This is a genomic window from Chromobacterium rhizoryzae (genome assembly GCF_020544465.1).
Taxonomy (GTDB): Bacteria; Pseudomonadota; Gammaproteobacteria; order Burkholderiales; family Chromobacteriaceae; genus Chromobacterium.
The window spans coordinates 5,271,609-5,289,815 of the sequence record NZ_CP066126.1 but is presented as its reverse complement, the minus strand read 5'-3'; the positions used below and the strand labels follow the sequence as shown (position 1 = coordinate 5,289,815).

16 protein-coding genes are annotated in these 18,207 nt (G+C 65.4%); 11 read left to right on the top strand and 5 right to left on the bottom strand.

Going from position 1 to position 18,207, the window contains the following annotated elements:
* Window positions 1-152: 152 nt before the first annotated feature.
* The 3 genes from pdxH (at window position 153) to JC616_RS24275 (ending at window position 4,215) form a co-directional block, all read left to right on the top strand.
* Entirely contained in the window at window positions 153-794 is a 642-nt protein-coding gene (pdxH, locus tag JC616_RS24285) for a pyridoxamine 5'-phosphate oxidase (protein ID WP_107801377.1), read from the top strand.
* A gap of 581 nt (window positions 795-1,375) precedes the next feature.
* Window positions 1,376-2,866, top strand: a complete 1,491-nt coding sequence (locus tag JC616_RS24280) for a M4 family metallopeptidase (protein ID WP_107801376.1) — start codon at window positions 1,376-1,378, stop codon at window positions 2,864-2,866.
* A 95-nt stretch (window positions 2,867-2,961) separates the two neighbouring features.
* On the top strand, window positions 2,962-4,215 hold the full coding sequence (locus JC616_RS24275) for a M28 family metallopeptidase (protein ID WP_227105948.1): 1,254 nt from the start codon (window positions 2,962-2,964) through the stop codon (window positions 4,213-4,215).
* 225 nt (window positions 4,216-4,440) lie between these two features.
* Here the strand turns inward: JC616_RS24275 and JC616_RS24270 are convergent, their stop codons facing one another.
* Window positions 4,441-4,908: a GNAT family N-acetyltransferase gene (locus JC616_RS24270; protein ID WP_227105946.1), complete on the bottom strand. Its 468-nt coding sequence runs from the start codon at window positions 4,906-4,908 to the stop codon at window positions 4,441-4,443.
* 167 nt (window positions 4,909-5,075) lie between these two features.
* Here JC616_RS24270 and parC point away from each other — a divergent pair, with 167 nt between their 5' ends.
* The 5 genes from parC (at window position 5,076) to JC616_RS24245 (ending at window position 11,826) form a co-directional block, all read left to right on the top strand.
* Complete coding sequence (gene parC / locus JC616_RS24265) at window positions 5,076-7,445, top strand: DNA topoisomerase IV subunit A (protein WP_227108624.1); 2,370 nt, start codon at window positions 5,076-5,078, stop codon at window positions 7,443-7,445.
* Window positions 7,442-8,995, top strand: a complete 1,554-nt coding sequence (locus JC616_RS24260; RefSeq protein ID WP_227105944.1) for a sensor histidine kinase — start codon at window positions 7,442-7,444, stop codon at window positions 8,993-8,995. Before parC ends, JC616_RS24260 begins: the two co-directional genes overlap by 4 nt.
* Window positions 8,988-10,319: a sigma-54-dependent transcriptional regulator gene (locus JC616_RS24255; protein ID WP_227105942.1), complete on the top strand. Its 1,332-nt coding sequence runs from the start codon at window positions 8,988-8,990 to the stop codon at window positions 10,317-10,319. The genes JC616_RS24260 and JC616_RS24255 overlap by 8 nt, the downstream gene beginning before the upstream one ends.
* 262 nt (window positions 10,320-10,581) lie before the next feature.
* Entirely contained in the window at window positions 10,582-11,379 is a 798-nt protein-coding gene (locus JC616_RS24250; protein WP_227105940.1) for a type 2 periplasmic-binding domain-containing protein, read from the top strand.
* A 231-nt stretch (window positions 11,380-11,610) separates the two neighbouring features.
* Window positions 11,611-11,826, top strand: a complete 216-nt coding sequence (locus tag JC616_RS24245; RefSeq protein WP_107801369.1) for a YdcH family protein — start codon at window positions 11,611-11,613, stop codon at window positions 11,824-11,826.
* A gap of 67 nt (window positions 11,827-11,893) precedes the next feature.
* On the opposite strand, the gene JC616_RS24240 is transcribed toward JC616_RS24245, so the two are convergent.
* Window positions 11,894-12,187, bottom strand: a complete 294-nt coding sequence (locus JC616_RS24240; protein ID WP_107802085.1) for a hypothetical protein — start codon at window positions 12,185-12,187, stop codon at window positions 11,894-11,896.
* Window positions 12,188-12,339: 152 nt separating this feature from the next.
* Window positions 12,340-13,569 (bottom strand): alanine racemase, encoded by a 1,230-nt coding sequence (gene alr, locus JC616_RS24235; RefSeq protein ID WP_227105938.1) that lies wholly within the window; start codon window positions 13,567-13,569, stop codon window positions 12,340-12,342.
* A 126-nt stretch (window positions 13,570-13,695) separates the two neighbouring features.
* On the opposite strand from alr, the gene JC616_RS24230 reads away from it, so the two are divergent.
* Entirely contained in the window at window positions 13,696-14,721 is a 1,026-nt protein-coding gene (locus JC616_RS24230) for a transporter substrate-binding domain-containing protein (protein ID WP_227105937.1), read from the top strand.
* Window positions 14,722-14,727: 6 nt separating this feature from the next.
* Here the strand turns inward: JC616_RS24230 and JC616_RS24225 are convergent, their stop codons facing one another.
* Both JC616_RS24225 and JC616_RS24220 read right to left on the bottom strand, forming a co-directional pair.
* Window positions 14,728-15,198: a hypothetical protein gene (locus tag JC616_RS24225; protein WP_146176767.1), complete on the bottom strand. Its 471-nt coding sequence runs from the start codon at window positions 15,196-15,198 to the stop codon at window positions 14,728-14,730.
* 326 nt (window positions 15,199-15,524) lie between these two features.
* Window positions 15,525-15,866 carry a hypothetical protein gene (locus tag JC616_RS24220; RefSeq protein ID WP_227105936.1) on the bottom strand — a complete coding sequence of 114 codons (342 nt, stop codon included), beginning with the start codon at window positions 15,864-15,866 and terminating at the stop codon, window positions 15,525-15,527.
* A gap of 299 nt (window positions 15,867-16,165) precedes the next feature.
* Here JC616_RS24220 and ompR point away from each other — a divergent pair, with 299 nt between their 5' ends.
* Together ompR and JC616_RS24210 are read left to right on the top strand one after the other, a co-directional pair.
* Window positions 16,166-16,891: an osmolarity response regulator transcription factor OmpR gene (gene ompR, locus JC616_RS24215; RefSeq protein WP_043636475.1), complete on the top strand. Its 726-nt coding sequence runs from the start codon at window positions 16,166-16,168 to the stop codon at window positions 16,889-16,891.
* A 3-nt stretch (window positions 16,892-16,894) separates the two neighbouring features.
* Window positions 16,895-18,199 (top strand): ATP-binding protein, encoded by a 1,305-nt coding sequence (locus JC616_RS24210; protein WP_107801364.1) that lies wholly within the window; start codon window positions 16,895-16,897, stop codon window positions 18,197-18,199.
* Window positions 18,200-18,207: the final 8 nt, after the last annotated feature.

The following is an 18,207-nucleotide window of genomic DNA, read 5'->3' as shown; positions in this document are numbered from 1 at the left end:
GGCGGCAAGCCGCGCCGGCCCGTCGCCGGCTCCTTATACGACATAGCAGAATCCGGCGCCGCGCGCGTCCCAAATAACGCGTTCTTCTTGCGCAAACCCCTATATGGGCCAAGCGAAGCTGGCATAAGATAAGCCCCATCAAGGAGGACGAAATGTCGCTGAACCTCGCAGACATCCGTAAGGATTTTTCCAAGAAAGAATTGTCGCCGGAGGAGTGCCTGCCGGACCCGCTGGCCCAGCTGGAGAGCTGGCTGGACCAGGCCATCGCCGCGCAGATGCCGGAACCCACGGCGATGAACCTGGCCACGGCCGGCGCGGACGGACGCCCCACATCGCGCATCGTGTTGCTCAAGGGCGTGGAAGACGGCCAGCTGCTGTTCTACACCAATTATCTGAGCCGCAAGGGCCGCCAGCTGAGCGACAACCCCTATGTGGCGCTGACCTTCTTCTGGCCGGAGCTGGAACGGCAGATCCGCATCGAGGGCCGCGCCGCCCAGGTGGCGCCGGAAATATCCGACGCCTATTTCGCCAGCCGGCCCTACACCAGCCGCGTAGGCGCCTGGGCCAGCGAGCAGAGCAGCGAGATCGGCTCCAAGGGCGTGCTGGTGTCGCGCGCGGCGATGTTCGGGGTCAAACACCCGCTGAACGTGCCGCGGCCGCCGCATTGGGGCGGCTACGCGGTGACGCCGGACCGGCTGGAATTCTGGCAGGGCCGACCCAGCCGGCTGCATGACCGGGTGCAGTACGCCTTGCGGGAAGACGGCGGCTGGAAGATCGCGCGGCTGGCGCCGTGAACCGGTCTCCAGTGAGGACAACTCATTGAAATAATGAGTTTTACGCATATTCAAAAAACTGCAACCATCTCAAATTAGACAGTTTGTCCGCTTTTATAGCGATTTGGATGTTGCCGCATCACAACAAGCCGCATCGGGATGATGCGGCTTTTCATTTTCTTGATGTTTCCCTCTCTTCTCCTTGTCTACCAAGGATTCGACGCCCCGCTTTGATTTCGGTCATGCCCGCCGCCGGCCATGCCCAGGCAACTGGCACTTAGAACAGATGCATATCAAGTCGGAAAAACCAATACATAATTTATGCATTTGGCAAGTGGTCGTCAGAACAAACCAAGCCAACGTCCTCTGGTTTCAGCAATTCCTTTCCCATGCTCAGAGCGACGTCCCATGTCGGGAATGCATAAGGGACGCGGCGAAAACCTCCCCGCCCGATGGCGGCAGCCATCTTGAGGGAACGGTTTCCAAGCGTCCGAAAGGGCAGGCGCAAGCCTGTCTGGCGCCGGCGGCCTTTATGCAAGACCCGCCGGCTTGACGCGGGGCATTACCGTGTCCTGCTGATCTACATTGGAGAAAAAGTCGTGATGAAAACCCAAACTGCGATGGTTCGCGTACTGGTGCTGTCCGCTCTCGCCCTGGCTTACGGTTCCGCCCACGCCGCCGAGCGCGTCAACCTGGAAGCGCTGGCCAAATCCAGCAAACTCGTCGACGGCGCCAGCGTGTTCAGCGCCGCCGGCATCAACCAGGGCGAACTGAAAGCGCAGCGCAGCGCCCAGTTCCCCAACGGCAAAGTCGTCACCCGCTACCAGCAGTTCTATCAGGGCGTGCCGGTGTGGGGCGAGGCCGTGGTGGAGGAAAAACAGTTCGCCAAAGGCTCGTCCACCGCCGCGGCCAGCAAGCTGTCCGGCTACTATGTGCGCGGCATCGGCTCCGACCTGGCTTCGGTCAAGCCGGCGCTCAGCGCCTCCCAGGTGCTGGCCAGCGCCAAGGCGCTGAAGGCCAACGGCTACGAAACCCGCAATGAGAAGACGGAACTGGTGGTCCGTCTGGACAACAACACCGCCCAGCTGGTTTACCTGGTGTCCTTCCTGGTGGAAGGCGGCAAGGAGCCCAGCCGCCCGCACCTCATCATCGACGCCAACAGCGGCCAGGTGCTGAAGCAGTGGGAAGGCCTGAACCACGCCGAAGCCAACGGCCCCGGCGGCAACGCCAAGACCGGCAAGTATCTGTACGGCACCAACTACGGCCCGCTGATCGTCACCAGCGATTGCAAGATGGACAGCGGCAACGTGGCCACCATCAACCTGAACGGCGGCACCAGCGGCACCACCCCGTACAAGTTCGCTTGCCCCACCAACACCTACAAGCAGATCAACGGCGCCTACTCGCCGCTGAACGACGCCCACTACTTCGGCAACGTGGTGTTCAATCTGTACAAGGACTGGTTCAACCTGCGTCCGATCAACCAGAAACTGCTGATGAAGGTGCATTACAGCCGCAACTATGAAAACGCGTTCTGGGACGGCAGCGCGATGACCTTCGGCGACGGCGCCACCCGCTTCTATCCGCTGGTGTCGCTGGACGTGTCCGCTCACGAAGTCAGCCACGGCTTCACCGAGCAGAACTCCGGCCTGGTCTACAGCGGCCAGTCCGGCGGCATCAACGAAGCGTTCTCCGACATGGCCGGCGAAGCCGCCGAGTACTACATGAAGGGCAAGAACGACTTCCTGGTGGGCGCGGAAATCTTCAAGCAGACCGGCGCGCTGCGCTACTTCGCCGATCCGACCAAGGACGGCCGCTCCATCGGCCACGCCAAGGACTACACCAGCGGCCTGGACGTGCACTACTCCAGCGGCGTGTACAACAAGGCCTTCTACCTGATCGCCACCAGCGCCGGCTGGAACACCCGCAAGGCCTTTGAAGTGTTCGTGGACGCCAACCGCCTGTACTGGACCTCCAACGCCACTTACAACAGCGCCGCTTGCGGCGTTGAAAAAGCGGCCGAAGCGCGCGGCTACAGCAAGGCCGACGTGACCAAGGCCTTCACCGCCGTGGGCGTGGCTTGCGGCAGCTGATGACCGCCTGACGGCGCGGCCATGACGGCCCGCGCCGTTTCTCCCATCCGCCGGCCATGGCCCGTCCATGGCCGGCATCGCTCAGGAATTCCGGAATGCTCACTCTCAAACCGAGTCTCGTCGCGCTCTTGGCCGCCACCAGCCTGGCCGGCGCAGCCCAGGCCGCCCCGGTGTGGATTTCCATCGGCGACGACGCCTACCAGCTATTGCAACAGGTCAGCCCGAAAAGCCGCAGTCAGGAAAGCCGCCAGCTGGCGGTGAGCGCGCTGCCGGCCGGCGTGTCCGCCAAGGGCGTGGCCACCGAGAAAGTCCACCTGGTGCAAGTGGACGACAGCGTGCTGCCGCAATTGTCGGACGCCATCCACCACAGCCTGCGCCATTGCGGCGGCTTCATCGTGCACAAGGATCTGCAGGACGCGCGCACCGCGCTGAAAGCCCCGGTGGCCAGCGCGCTGCTGCCCAGCTACCAGATCAACGACCAGGCCGCCGTCAACAAGCTGTTGCCGCAGCTGCAGGACAGCAACATCCTCGGCACCATCCAGTCCCTGTCCAACTACCAGAACCGCTTCTACACCACCAGCCACGGCGTCAACGCCTCCAACTGGATCGCCAGCCAATGGCGGCAGCTGGCCGCCGGCCGCGGCGACGTGAGCGTGGAGCAGTTCGCCCACAGCGCCTGGCCGCAGAAATCGGTGATCCTCACCATCAAGGGCAAGGACAACGCCGCCGAAACCCTGGTGCTGGGCGGGCATCTGGACTCCACCGTGGGCAACGGCACCGGCGAAACCAGCCGCGCGCCGGGCGCCGACGACGACGCCTCCGGCATCGCCAGCCTGACCGAGGTGATCCGCGTGCTGATGGCCAACAACTACCAGCCGCGCCGCACCATCAAGTTCATGGCCTACGCGGCGGAAGAAGTGGGCCTGCGCGGCTCCTCCGACATCGCCAGCCGCTACAAGCAGCAGAAGGTCAACGTGGTGGGCGCCTTGCAGCTGGACATGACCAACTACCAGGGCAGCGCGGAGGACATCTTCCTGTTCACCGACTACACCAACGCGTCGCAGAACACCTTCCTCGCCAACCTGGCCAAGGTCTATCTGCCCAATCTGAAAGTGGGCTACAGCTCGTGCGGCTACGCGTGCTCGGACCACGCCTCCTGGCACAAGAACGGCTACCCGGCGTCCTTCCCGTTCGAGTCCGCCTTCAACCAGTCCAACCCCAATATCCACACCGTGCGCGACACCCTCGCCAGCGCCGGCAACCAGGCTCGCCACGCGCTGAAGTTCTCGCAACTGGCGCTGGCCTACGCGGTGGAATTGGGCAGCGACGGCCCGGCGGTCAAGCGCTGACCCCAAGCGCAGTCCAATGCGCCCACCCCCTTGCGGGGTGGGTTTTTCATTGTGGGCCATGCCGCGAGCGCTCAGAACGTGTTTACGATCTCGCGAGCTAAGGCGAGACAAGGCGAAAACGGTTGAAGAAGCGGAATGTACAGGTGGTACATGAGCATTCTGAAAGCGTTTTCAACGCCCTTGTCTAACTATTCCGCCAACGCGCAGCAGATCGTAAACAGGTTCTCAGACGCCGGCCTCTCGCCGCATGTCCACATGCGGAATGCCGCCGTCGTCGTAAATCTCGGACACCGCGCAGAAGCCGAAACTTTCGTACAAAGCCTGCGCGTCGGTCTGCGCCGACAACATGACGGCCGCCCGTGGGAAATGCGCGCGGCACTGCGCCACCGCCTGCGCCAGCAAAGCCTTGCCCAGGCCCTGGCCGCGCGCCTCCGGCGCCACCACCACCCGGCCTATCGCCGCCGCGTCCGGGTATTTCTCCCCCGGCGCGATCAGGCGCGCGTAAGCCAGCAGCCGGCCGCCGTCGTCGTGGCCGGACAAGTGCAGACAGTGCAGGTCCATGCCGTCCACGTCGCCGTAAATCGACTGCTGCTCCACCACGAACACCCGGTCGCGCAACTGCAAAGCCCGATACAGCGCCAGCGGCGTAAAACCATCGAAACGGTGGCAGTGCCACGCAACTCGGTTTGCCATAGTAGAATTCCCCTGAACTGATTCATTATCATCGGCCGGCTTAGCGGCGCGCCCGGGCCAAGCTTACGACAAGGCGTGTTTGCCAGCTATAACCGTGAGGACAGGCTTTGCCGTGGCGCAAACGCCGGCCGATGAACGCTAACCGATTCAACTCCTGCCTTGCCCATATGAACGATAACGATCTGTTTGCCGAGATTACGCCGGACGGCGCCGCCGCCCTGACCCCGCCGCCGCCCACTCCGCCCGCGGCAGACGCCGACGACGGCGAGTGGATTCCGCTGGACCTTTACGCCGAGCGCGCCTACCTGGAATACGCGATGAGCGTGGTCAAGGGCCGCGCGCTGCCGGAAGTGGCCGACGGCCAGAAACCCGTGCAGCGCCGCATCCTGTACGCGATGCGCGACATGGGCCTGGCCCACGGAGCCAAGCCGGTGAAATCCGCGCGCGTGGTCGGCGAGATCCTGGGTAAATACCATCCTCACGGCGACAGCTCCGCCTACGAGGCGCTGGTGCGCATGGCGCAGGACTTCACGCTGCGCTACCCCTTGATCGACGGCCAGGGCAACTTCGGCAGCCGCGACGGCGACGGCGCGGCGGCGATGCGTTACACCGAGGCGCGGCTGACGCCGATCGCCGATCTGCTGCTGTCGGAAATCGACATGGGCACCGTGGACTTCGTGCCCAATTACGACGGCGCCTTCGAAGAGCCGCGTTTGCTGCCGGCGCGCCTGCCCATGGTGCTGCTCAACGGCGCCTCCGGCATCGCCGTGGGTCTCGCCACCGAAATCCCGCCGCACAATCTGACCGAAGTGGCCCAAGCCTGCGTCGCGCTGCTGGACGATCCGGAACTGGACACCGCGGCGCTGATGCAATACGTGCCCGGCCCGGACTTCCCCGGCGGCGGCCAGATCATCACCCCGGCCGAAGACATCCTCGCCGCCTATGAAAGCGGCCGCGGCAGCGTGCGCGTGCGCGCCAAATGGGAAGTGGAAAAACTGGCGCGCGGCCAGTGGCGCGTGATCGTGTCCGAACTGCCGCCCGGCTCCAGCGCGCAGAAAGTGCTGGCGGAGATCGAAGAAGCCACCAATCCCAAGGTCAAGACCGGCAAGAAGGCGCTGACCCAGGACCAGCAAAACCTGAAGAGCCTGATGTTGTCGCTGCTGGACCGCGTGCGCGACGAATCCGACAGCGAGTGCCCGGTGCGCCTGGTGTTCGAACCCAAATCCAGCCGCCAGGACCCGGACGAATTCATCAACACCTTGCTGGCGCAGACCAGCCTGGAAGGCAACGCCTCGATGAACCTGGTGATGATAGGCCTGGACGGCCGGCCGGGTCAGAAAGGCCTCAAGCCCATCCTCAGCGAATGGCTGGACTTCCGCCGCACCACCGTCACCCGCCGCCTGCAGCACCGGCTGGCCCAGGTGGAAAAGCGCATCCACATCCTGGAAGGGCGGATGATCGCCTTCATCCACATCGATGAAGTGATACGCGTGATCCGCGAATCCGACGAGCCCAAGCCGGACCTGATCAAGGCCTTCGGCCTGACCGAGATCCAGGCCGAGGACATCTTGGAAATCCGCCTGCGCCAACTGGCGAGGCTGGAAGGCTTCAAGCTGGAGAAAGAGCTGTCCGACCTGCGCGAGGAGCGCGAAGGCCTGCGCCACGTGCTGGACACCCCGGACGCGCTGCGCACCATGATGCGCGAGGAAATCCAGGCCGACGCCGCCAAATACGGCGACAAGCGCCGCAGCGAGATCAAGACCGCCGAGCGCGCGGTGCTGACCCAGACCATAGCCGACGAGCCGGTCACCATCATCCTGTCGCAAAAGGGCTGGATCCGCGCCCGCGTCGGCCACAACGTCGACCTCGCCGCGCTGGCCTTCAAGGACGGCGACGCGCTGCACACCGTGGTGGAAACCCGCACCGTGTGGTCGGTGATCGTGCTGGACTCCAAGGGCCGCGCCTACACCGTGGATCCGGCCGACGTGCCCACCGGCCGCGGCGACGGCGTGCCGGTGGCCTCGCTGGTGGACCTGCAGGACGGCGCCAAGCCGGCGCAGATGCTATCCGGAAAAGACGAGACCCGCTTCGTTGTCGCCGGTTCCGGCGGTTACGGCTTCATCGCCAAGCTGGGCGACATGGCCGGCCGGGTCAAGGCCGGCAAGGCCTTCCTGACGCTGAACCCGGAAGAAAGCGTGCTGACCCCGGCGCCGCTGCCGGCGGCCGGCATAGTCGAAGCCACCCAGTTGGTGGCCGCCGCCGACAACGGCCGGCTGCTGGCCTTCCCGGCCGCCGAACTCAAGGAGCTGGCCAAGGGCCGCGGCCTGATGCTGATGGCGCTGGACAACGGCGAAGCCCTCACCGCCGTCGGCCTCGTCAACGGCGACAAGGCGCTGCTGTCCACGCTGTCGGTGCGCGGCAAGGCCTCCGATGAAAAACTGGCGCTGGCGGAGTTCGCCGGTAAGCGCGGCAAGAAGGGCAAGCTGATGCCCAAGAAATGGAGCGTCGGCGCCATCAGCGAGCTGCCGACGACATGAACCGGGACCGCCCGCCCACGCCGTTGACCCCGCGCAGCGGGCTGGTCTTCATCAACAGCTTCCGGGCGGCGCTGCTGCTGGTGCTGCTGGCGATGTCGCTGTTCGCCAACCGCGAAGGCGAATCGCTGGTGGCCGGCGGCAAGGCCTTCTATCTGTGGAGCGGCGTCTACGCCGCGCTGATCGGCGCCTGGTTCCTGCTGCGCAACGGCCGGCTGGCCCACACCCTGCAGCTGACCCTGGCCATCGCCGCCGACATCGCGATGATCGTGCTGCTGATGGGCATCAACGACGGCGTGCGCAGCGGCTACGGCATTCTGCTCTTGCCCTATCTGGCGGTGGCCGGCCTGCTGTCCTCCGGCCGCTACGCGCTGTTCTACGCCTCCATCGCCACCCTGATCCTGCTGTCCTTCGTCGGCGTCGAGCAATACCTGGGCATAGGCCGCGGTTCCGACTTCTACTACTCCGCGCTGCTGGCCACCGCCGGCTTCATCACCTCCATCGTCACCTGGAAGCTGGGCCGGGTGGCGCGCGACTCCGAGGCCTTGGCCGCCCGCCGCGGCGGCGAAATCGCCAACCTCAACCGCCTGAACGAACTGGTGCTGCAAAGCCAGCGCGACGCGGTGGTGGTGCTGGACCCGTCCGGCCTGCTGCGCCAGTTCAACAACCAGGCGGCGCGCTACTTCGGCGCCATGCGCCGCGGCCACGTCGTCCCGGAACTGCTGCCGCTGGTGGAGCGCTGGCGGCACAACGGCTGCCCGCCCAATCCCAGCTTCATAGACCGCAATATCCGCGGCCGCCAATTGGTGGGCCGCATGGTGCCGGTGCTGATGGGCGACGACCACGCGCTCTTGCTGTTCATGCGCGATATGGCCGACATGGCGGAAGAGGGCAAACGCGTGAAGCTGGCGGCGCTGGGACGGCTCACCGCCAATATCGCCCATGAAATCCGCAACCCGCTGTCGGCGATCAACCACGCGGCGGATCTGCTGGCCGAAGACGAAACCGATCCCGCGCGCCAGCGGCTGATCCGCATCGTGCAAGGCAATAGCAAGCGCATCAACCACATGGTGCAGGAAGTGCTGGCCTTGAACCGCCGCGACCGGATCAAGCCCGAGCCCATCCGGCTGCAGCCTTTTCTGGACGAACTGCTGGACCACTTCGGCGTGGTGGAGGCCGCCGCCGCCGGCGCGATCTGCTGTGTCTACCAGGCGCAGGCCGCCGCGGTCCAGTTCGACCGCGGCCATTTCGGCCAGATTCTCAATAATCTGCTGGCCAATGCCTGGCGCTACTCCAGCAAACAGCCGGGCGCGGTGCGCATCGAAGTGGGCGAAGTGGAAAACCACCTGACCATCAAGGTCATGGACGATGGGCCGGGCATGAGCGAAGATGCCCAGGCCCGCTTGTTCGAACCCTTTTTCACCACGGAAAGCGCCGGCACCGGACTGGGCCTGTACATTGCGCGCGAGCTGGCGGAAGCCAACGACGCGCGGCTGGACTACTGCCCGCCCGGCGGCGTGTTCCGTCTGATCTGTCACAAGGCTTATGGCTAAATCCTCCCTGCGCGTGCTGGTGATCGACGACGAACCGGACATCCGCGAACTGCTGGAACTGACCCTGATCAAGATGGGGCTGGACGTGGCCACCGCCGCCAGCGTCGGCGCCGCCAAACTCAGCCTGAACAGCCAGCCCTTCGACCTGGCGCTGACCGATATGCGCCTGCCGGACGGCGAGGGCATCGAGGTGGTGCGCCATATCGCCGAGCAGGGGCTGGACGTGCCCATCGCGGTGATCACCGCCTACGGCAACACCGACAACGCGGTGCTGGCGATGAAGGCGGGCGCCTTCGACTACCTGCAAAAACCGGTCAGCCTGGCGCAATTGCGCAGCCTGGTGAAATCCGTGCTGCGCGTGGACAACGGCAAGCCCGGCGCCGCGGTGCGGCTGGACGGCGAATCCCCGGCGATCCAGGAAGCCTTGCGCCTGGTCGGCAAGCTGGCGCGCAGCCAGGCCGCGGTCTACCTCAGCGGCGAGTCCGGCACCGGCAAGGAACAGGCGGCGCGGATGATACACGAGCACAGCGCGCGCGCCGAACGGCCGTTCATTCCGGTCAACTGCGGCGCCATTCCGGAAACGCTGATGGAAAGCGAATTCTTCGGCTACCGCAAAGGCGCGTTCACCGGCGCCGACAACGACCGCGACGGCTTCTTTCAGCAAGCCAACGGCGGCACGCTGTTTCTGGACGAAGTGGCCGATCTGCCGCTGGCGATGCAGGTCAAGCTGCTGCGCGCGATTCAGGAAAAGAAAGTGCGCCGCCTCGGCAACGCCCAGGAAGAAGCGGTGGACGTGCGCATCATCTGCGCCACCCACAAAGACCTGGCGGCGCGGGTGGACGCCGGCAGCTTCCGCCAAGACCTGTATTACCGGCTGAACGTGCTGCCGCTGCGCATGCCGCCGCTGCGCGAACTGCGCGAGGATCTGCCGCGCTACATCGCCGGCCTGCTGGAACGCTTTTCCCCCGATGAAAAACCGCGGCTGGCGCCGGCGGCGCTCAAGGCCTTGCTGGAATACAATTACCCGGGCAATTTCCGCGAACTGGAAAACATCCTGGAGCGCGCGGTGGCGCTGGCCAACGACGCCCGCATCGAATTGCCGGACCTGCAACTGCTGCCTGGCGATCACGGCGGCCACGGCGACGGCGAAGCGCCGACATGCGCCGACGGCGAGGCGCTGCAGGACTTTCTGGACCGGGTGGAGCGCGAAGCGATACTCAAGGCGCTGGAAAGCACCCGCTTCAACCGCACCCAGGCCGCCAAGCAGCTGGGCGTGACCTTCCGCTCCATGCGTTATCGGATGGAAAGGCTGGGCATCAAATAAGAAGAGTTTTCAACACGGCATCGCCGAAGCGCAGCAGGCTCTGCGCTAAGCACGCTGTGGATAAGCACGGCATTGCGCCAAATCCTGTGGATAAGCCATATTCTCGCTTTTTGCCGGCCCCTTGCCGGAAAGCCGGGAAGCCCGGCCGCGCAATCGCTACAATGCGGCAGCCGCGGCCCGCGTCCGCGCATCAGACAAGACCGGACCCGGTCCAGCGGCTATAAATAATCTATTCGGCGGCCCCGCCCAAGCGCGCGCGCCATTGCAAGACATCGATATCCGCTACCGCCCCATGGCTTTCTCGCCGCTCCACCTCGCCCGCCGCGCCTTGCCGGCCCTGCTGTTCGGCGCGCTCAGCGCCCCGATAGCCGCGCTGCCGTCGATCCGGGTGGCGCTGGGCGAAACCAAGCAGCCCTATATCGACGCAGAGCGCGCCAAAGGCGTGGAATACGATATCGTCCGCCAGGCCCTGATCCAGGCCGGCTATCAGCCCCAGATCCGCTTCGGCCCCAATCTGCGCGCGCACAACTGGCTGGCCAACGGCCAGGTGGACGCCGCCATCGCCAATAGCGGCGGCCATGTTTCCGAGCCCTACATCGTCTACCAGAACATGGCGATCACGCTGTGCAAACGCCGCATCCGACTGCGCCGGCTGGACGACCTGGCCCGTTTCCGGGTGGCCGCCTTCCAGGGCGCCCACCTCTACCTGGGCCCCGACTTCGCCGCGCTGGCGCCGCAGATTACGTCCTACCGGGAAGAATCGCCGCAGGTCACCCTCAACCGCCTGCTGTACAGCGAACGCGCCGACGTGGCGATTTCCGACGTCAACATCTTCCAGCAGTTGAGCCACGAGCTGCGCCGGGAAATCGACGTCGGCGCCAAGCTCTGCCCGTACGCGCTGTTCACCCCCACCCATTACCGGCTGACCTTCCGCGACGTCCGCGACCGCGACCGCTTCAACCAGGGCCTGCGCCGCTTCGCCGCCGCCGGCGGCTACGAGAAACTGGCCGAACGCTACCAGCTGCCCACCCAGCGCGGACGCCCCTGGTTCAAGCCCTGAGAACCTGCCGCGCTTCGGCGATACGGCGTTGAACAGACTCTGAGCGCGCCTTGCCGCGCCCGGCTGGCCTAAGGGTGGGTGTCTGCTCTGGATCAATAACCTTCGTCGCCGCGCGGTGTTAGCATGGTTTGGCAGTATCTGATCGCTGACGGCCGCTGTCTTTGCCCTTAGGCTTCGCCCGGGTCCGCGTCGTCAGCCGCTCCATGTATCCACCCGCCCAAGGAGTCGCCCATGTTTCCCGAATACCGCGAACTGATCAGCAAGCTGAAAACCGAAGACGAGCACTTCACCCGCCTGTTCAACAAACACAACGACCTGGACCAGAAGATCAAGAATATGGAAGCGCGCATCGAGCCTTCCGTCGACTTCGAAATCGAAACCCTGAAAAAGGAAAAACTGCGGCTGAAGGATGAGCTGTACATCATCCTGAGAAAGGCCGCCGGCTAGATCCGGCGGCTGCGCGCAAGAACAAAGCCCGCCGACAGGCGGGCTTTTGCATGATGCGCGCCGAGCTTCAGACCGTGGGCGCGTCCTTCTCCAGCTCCGCCAGAATCGCGCCAGGCTCCTGGGTCACTTCCAGAACCTTGCGGATGCGGTTGAACGCCACGCAGGCGTCGGCCGGATACTTGCCGAACGGCGTCAGCCCGCCATGGCTCCAGCCCGCCGCGGCCAGCACGTCCTTGCGGAACTGCGAGCCATCGGCGCTGCCGCCGGCGATCTGCTGCAATGCCCGGTCGATCAGAATATGCGGAAACGGGTTGCGGGACAGCGTGGTGAAATGCTCTGGGCGAACTTCGTCGAACTGCATGGCGCACTCCTGATGCGTGAACATGATTCATCTAAGTCCAAACCAGGGAAATTCGCCAGCAGACTGTGAAGACTCACACGCCGCCGCCGCGAACGGCGGCGGCGCGGCCAGGCTCAGCGCCTATTCAAAACGCGCGCGGCCTTGAACCGGCGCTAGCGGTTCACCAGCAATTTGGGGTTGGAATTGCCCCACACCGTGTACAGGTCGGCCAGCAAGGCGCCGTTGATGTCCTCCAGCTCGGCGGCGCCGATTTCGCCCTTGCCCTGCTTGCCGAACAACACCACCTCGTCGCCGATCTTGGCGCCCGGAATCTCGGTCACGTCCACCATCAGCGTATTCATCGACACCTTGCCCACCACCGGCGCGCGCTGGCCGTTGATCAGCACATGCGCCTTATTGGTGAAGGCGCGGCGATAGCCGTCGGAATAGCCGACCGGGATATTGGCCAGCAAGGACTCGCGCTTCAGGGTGTAAGTGCGGTCGTAGCCGACGGTGTTGCCGGCCGGATAGCGGTTCACCGCCGCCACGCGCGATTTGAAGGCCATCACGCGCAGATATTCGGTATGGCTGGGCACGGTGTCGCCGAAGATGGCGCCGCCCGGACGCACCATGTCCAGCCGCGCTTCCGGCACTTCCAGCGTGGCGAAGCTGTTGGCGCAGTGCAGGGTGATCTTGCTGCGGTCCAGGCCGCCCGCCTTGATCAGCCAGGCGCTTTCCTGCTTGAAGGCCGCCAGGCCTTTTTCCACGTCGGCCTTATCCTCCACCGGGAAGTGAGTCATGATGCCCACCACTTGCAGATTGGGCAGCTTGAGCATGGCCAGCGCGTCGCGGCGGCCTTGCTTGCTGGCCAACTCCACGCCGTTGCGGCTGATGCCGGCGGAGTTGATGGCCAGATGGATTTGCAGCATCTTGCCCTGGCGCTTGGCCAGCGCGGACGCCTGGCGCGCCAGTTCCAAATTGCCCACCAGCTCTTGCATATCGTATTGCAGGCCGTCCGCTATCTCTTCCTGCGTGGCGCTGCGCACGCGCGCCACCACGCCCTTATAGCCGCTGGCGCGGGCCACGCGGGCCTCTTCATTGCTGGCGATGCCCACGCAGGGAATGCCCTGGGCGATGATGGACGGCATCACGTTGGCGATGCCGTGGCCGTAGGCGTCCGCCTTCAAAATGGCGCACACCTTGGTGTCGGCGCCCACCAGGCGCTTGAGTTCGGCCAGATTGTGATCCAGCGCCGCCTTGTCGATTTCCAGCCAGGCGTTGCCGCGCGCCGCTTCCGCGGTGGAGCCGCTGTTGGCCGCGGTCAACGGCGGCGCCGCCATGGTCAGCGCGGGCGCCAGGGCCAGGCCCAGCGACAAGGCCAGCAGTGTTTTCTTGAATTGCATAAATCGTCCCCCGAGTGTGAATGCCGCTTGCCGACAAGGCCGTTCCGGCATCCGGGAGATGATAGGAGGCAGATATATTCATGTCGATATGAATATTCACTGCTAGTCCTGGTTTTGCATAAGCGCTTGACTGCGCGCAAACCCGGCAACGGCGAGCGGCCCTTGCGCGGCGCGGCGCGGCTATCCATCATGAAGGGGCGGCGCGCAGCTTCCGCGCGCCATCTCGAGGTTATTCCGATGCGGCAATCCCTATTCCTTCGCCGGCTGGCCGGCTGCTGGCTGGCCGTCCTCATCGCCTTGGCCGGCGGCATGTCCCCGTCCGTTCAGGCGGCCGGAATGATCTACGTCGGCCACGCGCCGGAAACCCCCGCCGACGAGCGCTACGACTATCACTGGGCGATTCTGCGCGCGGCGCTGGACGCCACCCGCCCGCGTTGGGGAGATTACAGCCTGCGCTTCGCGCCGCGGATGAACGAAGCCCGCCAGCTGCAGGAACTGGGCCACCCGCGCGGCCGGCTCAATGTGGTGATCCGCGAAACCAACCGCGACTACGAACGCCGCTATCTGCCGGTGCGGATTCCGATAGACCGCGGCCTGCTCGGCTATCGCGTGCTGCTGATCCGCGACGCGCGGCAAGCGGATTTCGACGCGGTGACGGGTCTGGCCGACTTGCGCCGTTTCAGCGTCATCCAGGGGGATGGCTGGGGCGACAACGCCATCCTCAAGCAAGCCGGCCTGACCGTGGTGACCGACCCCAATTACGAAGGCCTGTTCCGCATGCTGGAACGCGGTCTGGGCGACGCGTTCTCGCGCGGCGTGGCGGAAGTGGAGGAGGAGATCCGCGTTTACCAGCCGCAATACAAGCATATCGCGCTGGAGCGGTCTTTATTGCTGTACTACCCGCTGCCCACCTATTTCTGGTTCGGCCGCGACGCGGAAGGGCAGAAGCTGGCGCAACGCGTGGAACAGGGCATGCGGCTGATGCTGCGCAACGGCGAATACCAGCGGCTGTTCCAGAAATACCACGCCGGGCTGATCCAGCGGCTGGACCTGAAGCACCGGCGGCTGATCCGCATCGACAACCCCTTCCTGCCGCCCAGCACGCCTTTCGCCGACCGCGGCCTGTGGTTCGATCCGACCACGGCTAAATAAACGCGCTCACTCCGCTTGCAAGGCCTGGCGCACGCACAGCCGCTGGGCTATTTCGCGGTCGGCGCATTTGAGTTCGGCCTCGGCGCGGGCGCGGCAGCGCGCGGGGTTGGCCGAACGCGCGCAATCCGGCGGCGGCAGCCGCTCGTTGATGCAGACGCGGCGCGCCTTGCCTTCCAGCCCGTCGCAAGAGCTGTGCGCCGCCCGCAAGGCTTCGCAACGCTTGGCGTCGCGCTCGCGCAGGCAGCTCAAGGCCGGCGTGTAAAATTCCAGGCAGGCGTGCCGCCCGTTGACCGGCAAATCATTGCAGGCCATCGTGCCCTGACGGTGCAGCTCGCAGCGCTGCGGCGCGGTGGCGCGGCTGCAATCCCATTGCGCCGCCGCCGCGTCCGCCAGCCAGCACAAGACCAGCCCCCATCCCCAGGCGCGCCGCAGCGCGCCGTATCCCCTATTGTTTTTCAAGGCATGCCCCTTGCGCATGACCGCTTATCTCCACGCCCGCCTAAGCACAGCTGTTGACGATCCGCTCAATGTCGAAATGCTGATGCGCCGCGTGTACTGTTCGCTTTCTCAGCCGCAACGCCTTGTCGCTCGCGAGAGCGTGAACCGCTTTTATTGGGCGAAAACGACGCTGCGCGCTAACGGCGCGGCGGACGGCCAGCCAGGCTCATGCCGGCGAAATCGTTTTGCTCCGCAAACCGTTCCGGCAATGAGAATTGGAATTGGAATGAAAAGGCTGGCGTACTCTATTCAAAGCTTATCAATAGAAATCCCGCTTCGCCAGCCGGGCTTGACGCGTCGGAGACTCACTCCGAGCCGCGTTTGCGGCGGTCGCGCCAGAAATGAGGCTTGACGCGATCCGGCGGCGGCGGCGCGGCGCCGTCCGGGTTCATCCGCCAATACGGCGGCGGCGCGCGATGCATCAGCTCCGGCGGCAAATCGCCGTCCTGCACCGCTTCGCGCAGGCGCAAATTGCGCAGGCGGCGCAATTCCTTGCAGTCCGGATCCGGCCGCGCCTGGCAGCGGCGGCTAGGCGCCGGCTCCAGGTCCGGCGGCATGGGGCCGCGCTCCTTCCCTCGCGCCAGGGCCGGCGCGCTGGCGAGCGCTTGCAGCAAGGCAAAGATGAGAAGAATCGGCAACCGCGTCATGAAAGCTGTTTTATCCTGTCGAAGGGGCTGGTAAAGGGCTCCGGTCCCAAGATCCGGGCCGGCGAGGGCGGACAGCATACACCATGCGCCGCCGATGCCAAAGGCATCTCCCCGCGGCCAAACCGCCGGAACGCCTCATTAGGCAGCCTAGACTCGCGGCATGAGGCAGACATGAGCGACAATCGCTGATTTGTTAAGGTGTGTGATCGCGGGAACCGGCTTAACATATCTTCATCAGGCGCGCTGCCGCAGCCCGGGGCCAGCCGCTAAGCTGACACACCGCTCCGAGGAAAAATCGCATGGAACACAATAAGATACTGGTCGTCGACGACGACGCCAAGCTGCGCGAGCTGCTCACCCGCTATCTGAGCCAGCAAGGCTACGCGGTGGAGGCCCTGCCGGACTCCAAGGACCTGGACCGCAAGCTGGCGCGCAATCGTCCGGACCTGATGGTGCTGGACGTGATGATGCCGGGCGAGGACGGACTGGCCGTGGTGCGCCGGCTGCGCGCCCAGGGCGAAACCATTCCGGTGATCATGCTCACCGCGCGCGGCGAGGACATCGACCGCATCCTCGGCCTGGAAATGGGCGCCGACGACTACCTGCCCAAACCGTTCAATCCGCGCGAGCTCACCGCCCGCATCCAGTCGGTGCTGCGCCGTCATCACGCCACGCCGGCGCTGGGCGCGCGCCACGACGCCGACGAGGAAGTGAGCTTCGGCGAATTCGTGCTCAATCTGGGCCAGCGGGAACTGCGCAAGGCCGGCCAGCCGGTGACGCTGACCAGCGCGGAATTCGCGGTGCTGTCGGTGCTGGTCAGCCATCCGCGCCGGCCGCTGACCCGCGAGCAATTGATGGAAATGGCGCTGGGCAAGGGCAACGGCGAATCGCTGGACCGCAGCATAGACGTGCATATCTCCCGGTTGCGCAAGGCGCTGGAAAGCGGGGACAGCCAGCTGCGCTTCATCCAGACGGTATGGGGCTACGGCTATGTGTTCGTGCCGGACGGCACGCCGCGGGAGTAAGCGGTGCGCAAGCTGACCGGCTCGCTGTTTTTCCGGCTGGCGGTGCTGGTGGTGCTGGTGGTGCTGACCACCCAGTTCGTCACCCTGTGGATGGCCGCCGGCGAACGCCACAAACTGCTGGACAAGCAGCTGTATTCGCAGACGGTGGACACCCTGGCCTTCCTGGAAGGCACGATGGAGGCGATGACCAACACCGAGCGCGCCGAATTCCTGGCCGGCTACAACCGGCCCGGCCTGCCGCGCCTGCTGCCGATCAACGCCGATCAAGGCGTCAATTTCACCGACTACGTGCCGCGCCTGGGCGAGACCCTGGCGCAGCGGCTGTCGCACGGCCTCAACGAGCCGATAGAAGTGCGCCACGCCCAGATCGACGATCGCAGCGAGCTCTGGGTCAATGTGCACGTGCTGGACCAGGCCTACTGGCTGGTGCTGCCCTTCGGCCGCTACAGCGACCGCCCGATCAACACCATCATGCAGGCGGCGCTGCTGGCCTCCATCGTCGCCAGCCTGCTGGCCTTCGTCGTCGCCTGGCGGGTGACGCGGCCGATCAGCCGCGTGGTGCTGGCCAGCCGGGAACTGGCCGCCGGCACCATGCCGGCCGCGGTGCCGGAGGACGGCCCGCGCGAGGTGAAGGTGCTGGCGCATAATTTCAACCTGATGGCGCAAGCGCTGGACAGCGCCGCGCGCGAGCGCCGGCTGATGCTGGCCGGCCTGTCCCACGATCTGCGCACGCCGCTGACCCGGCTCAAGCTCTCGCTGGAACTGCAGCAGGACAGCCCGGATCAGCACGATATGCTGGCCGACATCGACGAGCTGTCGCAGATCGTCCGCCAGTTCATCGACTTCGCCCGCGCCGAGGAAACCACCCGGCTGGAGCCGGTGGCGCTGGCCGACCTCGCCGCCAGCGTGGTGTCGCGCTTCGCCCGCGAGGGCATGGACGTGCGCCTGAAGCGGCTGGCGGAGCCGGAGCTGCAAGGCGACGGGCTGGCGCTGGAGCGCTTATTGTCCAATCTGCTGGAAAACGCGCGCCGCTACGGCGCGCCGCCGGTGGAGGTCTGCGTCGAACAAGACAACGGCTTCGCTGTGCTCAGCGTGCTGGACCACGGCAAGGGCATTCCGGCCGAGCTGCGCGAAACCGCGCTGGCGCCGTTCGAACGGCTGGCCGAACACCGCGGCACCGACGGCGGCAGCGGCCTCGGCCTCGCCATCGTCAGCCGCGTGGTCAAGCAACACCGCGGCCGGCTGGAGTTCTGCGATCAGGCGGACGGCTTCAAGCTGGCCGTCCATCTGCCGCTGAACGCCGCTTGAGGGCGTGG

What these genes read in the sequence shown, in the direction of transcription:
- ompR (WP_043636475.1), top strand. Translation starts at nt 16,166, where the DNA reads ATGGAACACAATAAGATACTGGTCGTCGACGACGACGCCAAGCTGCGC.
- JC616_RS24240 (WP_107802085.1), bottom strand. Translation starts at nt 12,187, where the DNA reads ATGCAGTTCGACGAAGTTCGCCCAGAGCATTTCACCACGCTGTCCCGC.
- parC (WP_227108624.1), top strand. Translation starts at nt 5,076, where the DNA reads ATGAACGATAACGATCTGTTTGCCGAGATTACGCCGGACGGCGCCGCC.
- pdxH (WP_107801377.1), top strand. Translation starts at nt 153, where the DNA reads ATGTCGCTGAACCTCGCAGACATCCGTAAGGATTTTTCCAAGAAAGAA.
- JC616_RS24275 (WP_227105948.1), top strand. Translation starts at nt 2,962, where the DNA reads ATGCTCACTCTCAAACCGAGTCTCGTCGCGCTCTTGGCCGCCACCAGC.
- JC616_RS24225 (WP_146176767.1), bottom strand. Translation starts at nt 15,198, where the DNA reads ATGCGCAAGGGGCATGCCTTGAAAAACAATAGGGGATACGGCGCGCTG.
- JC616_RS24255 (WP_227105942.1), top strand. Translation starts at nt 8,988, where the DNA reads ATGGCTAAATCCTCCCTGCGCGTGCTGGTGATCGACGACGAACCGGAC.
- JC616_RS24245 (WP_107801369.1), top strand. Translation starts at nt 11,611, where the DNA reads ATGTTTCCCGAATACCGCGAACTGATCAGCAAGCTGAAAACCGAAGAC.
- JC616_RS24220 (WP_227105936.1), bottom strand. Translation starts at nt 15,866, where the DNA reads ATGACGCGGTTGCCGATTCTTCTCATCTTTGCCTTGCTGCAAGCGCTC.
- JC616_RS24280 (WP_107801376.1), top strand. Translation starts at nt 1,376, where the DNA reads ATGAAAACCCAAACTGCGATGGTTCGCGTACTGGTGCTGTCCGCTCTC.
- alr (WP_227105938.1), bottom strand. Translation starts at nt 13,569, where the DNA reads ATGCAATTCAAGAAAACACTGCTGGCCTTGTCGCTGGGCCTGGCCCTG.
- JC616_RS24260 (WP_227105944.1), top strand. Translation starts at nt 7,442, where the DNA reads ATGAACCGGGACCGCCCGCCCACGCCGTTGACCCCGCGCAGCGGGCTG.
- JC616_RS24270 (WP_227105946.1), bottom strand. Translation starts at nt 4,908, where the DNA reads ATGGCAAACCGAGTTGCGTGGCACTGCCACCGTTTCGATGGTTTTACG.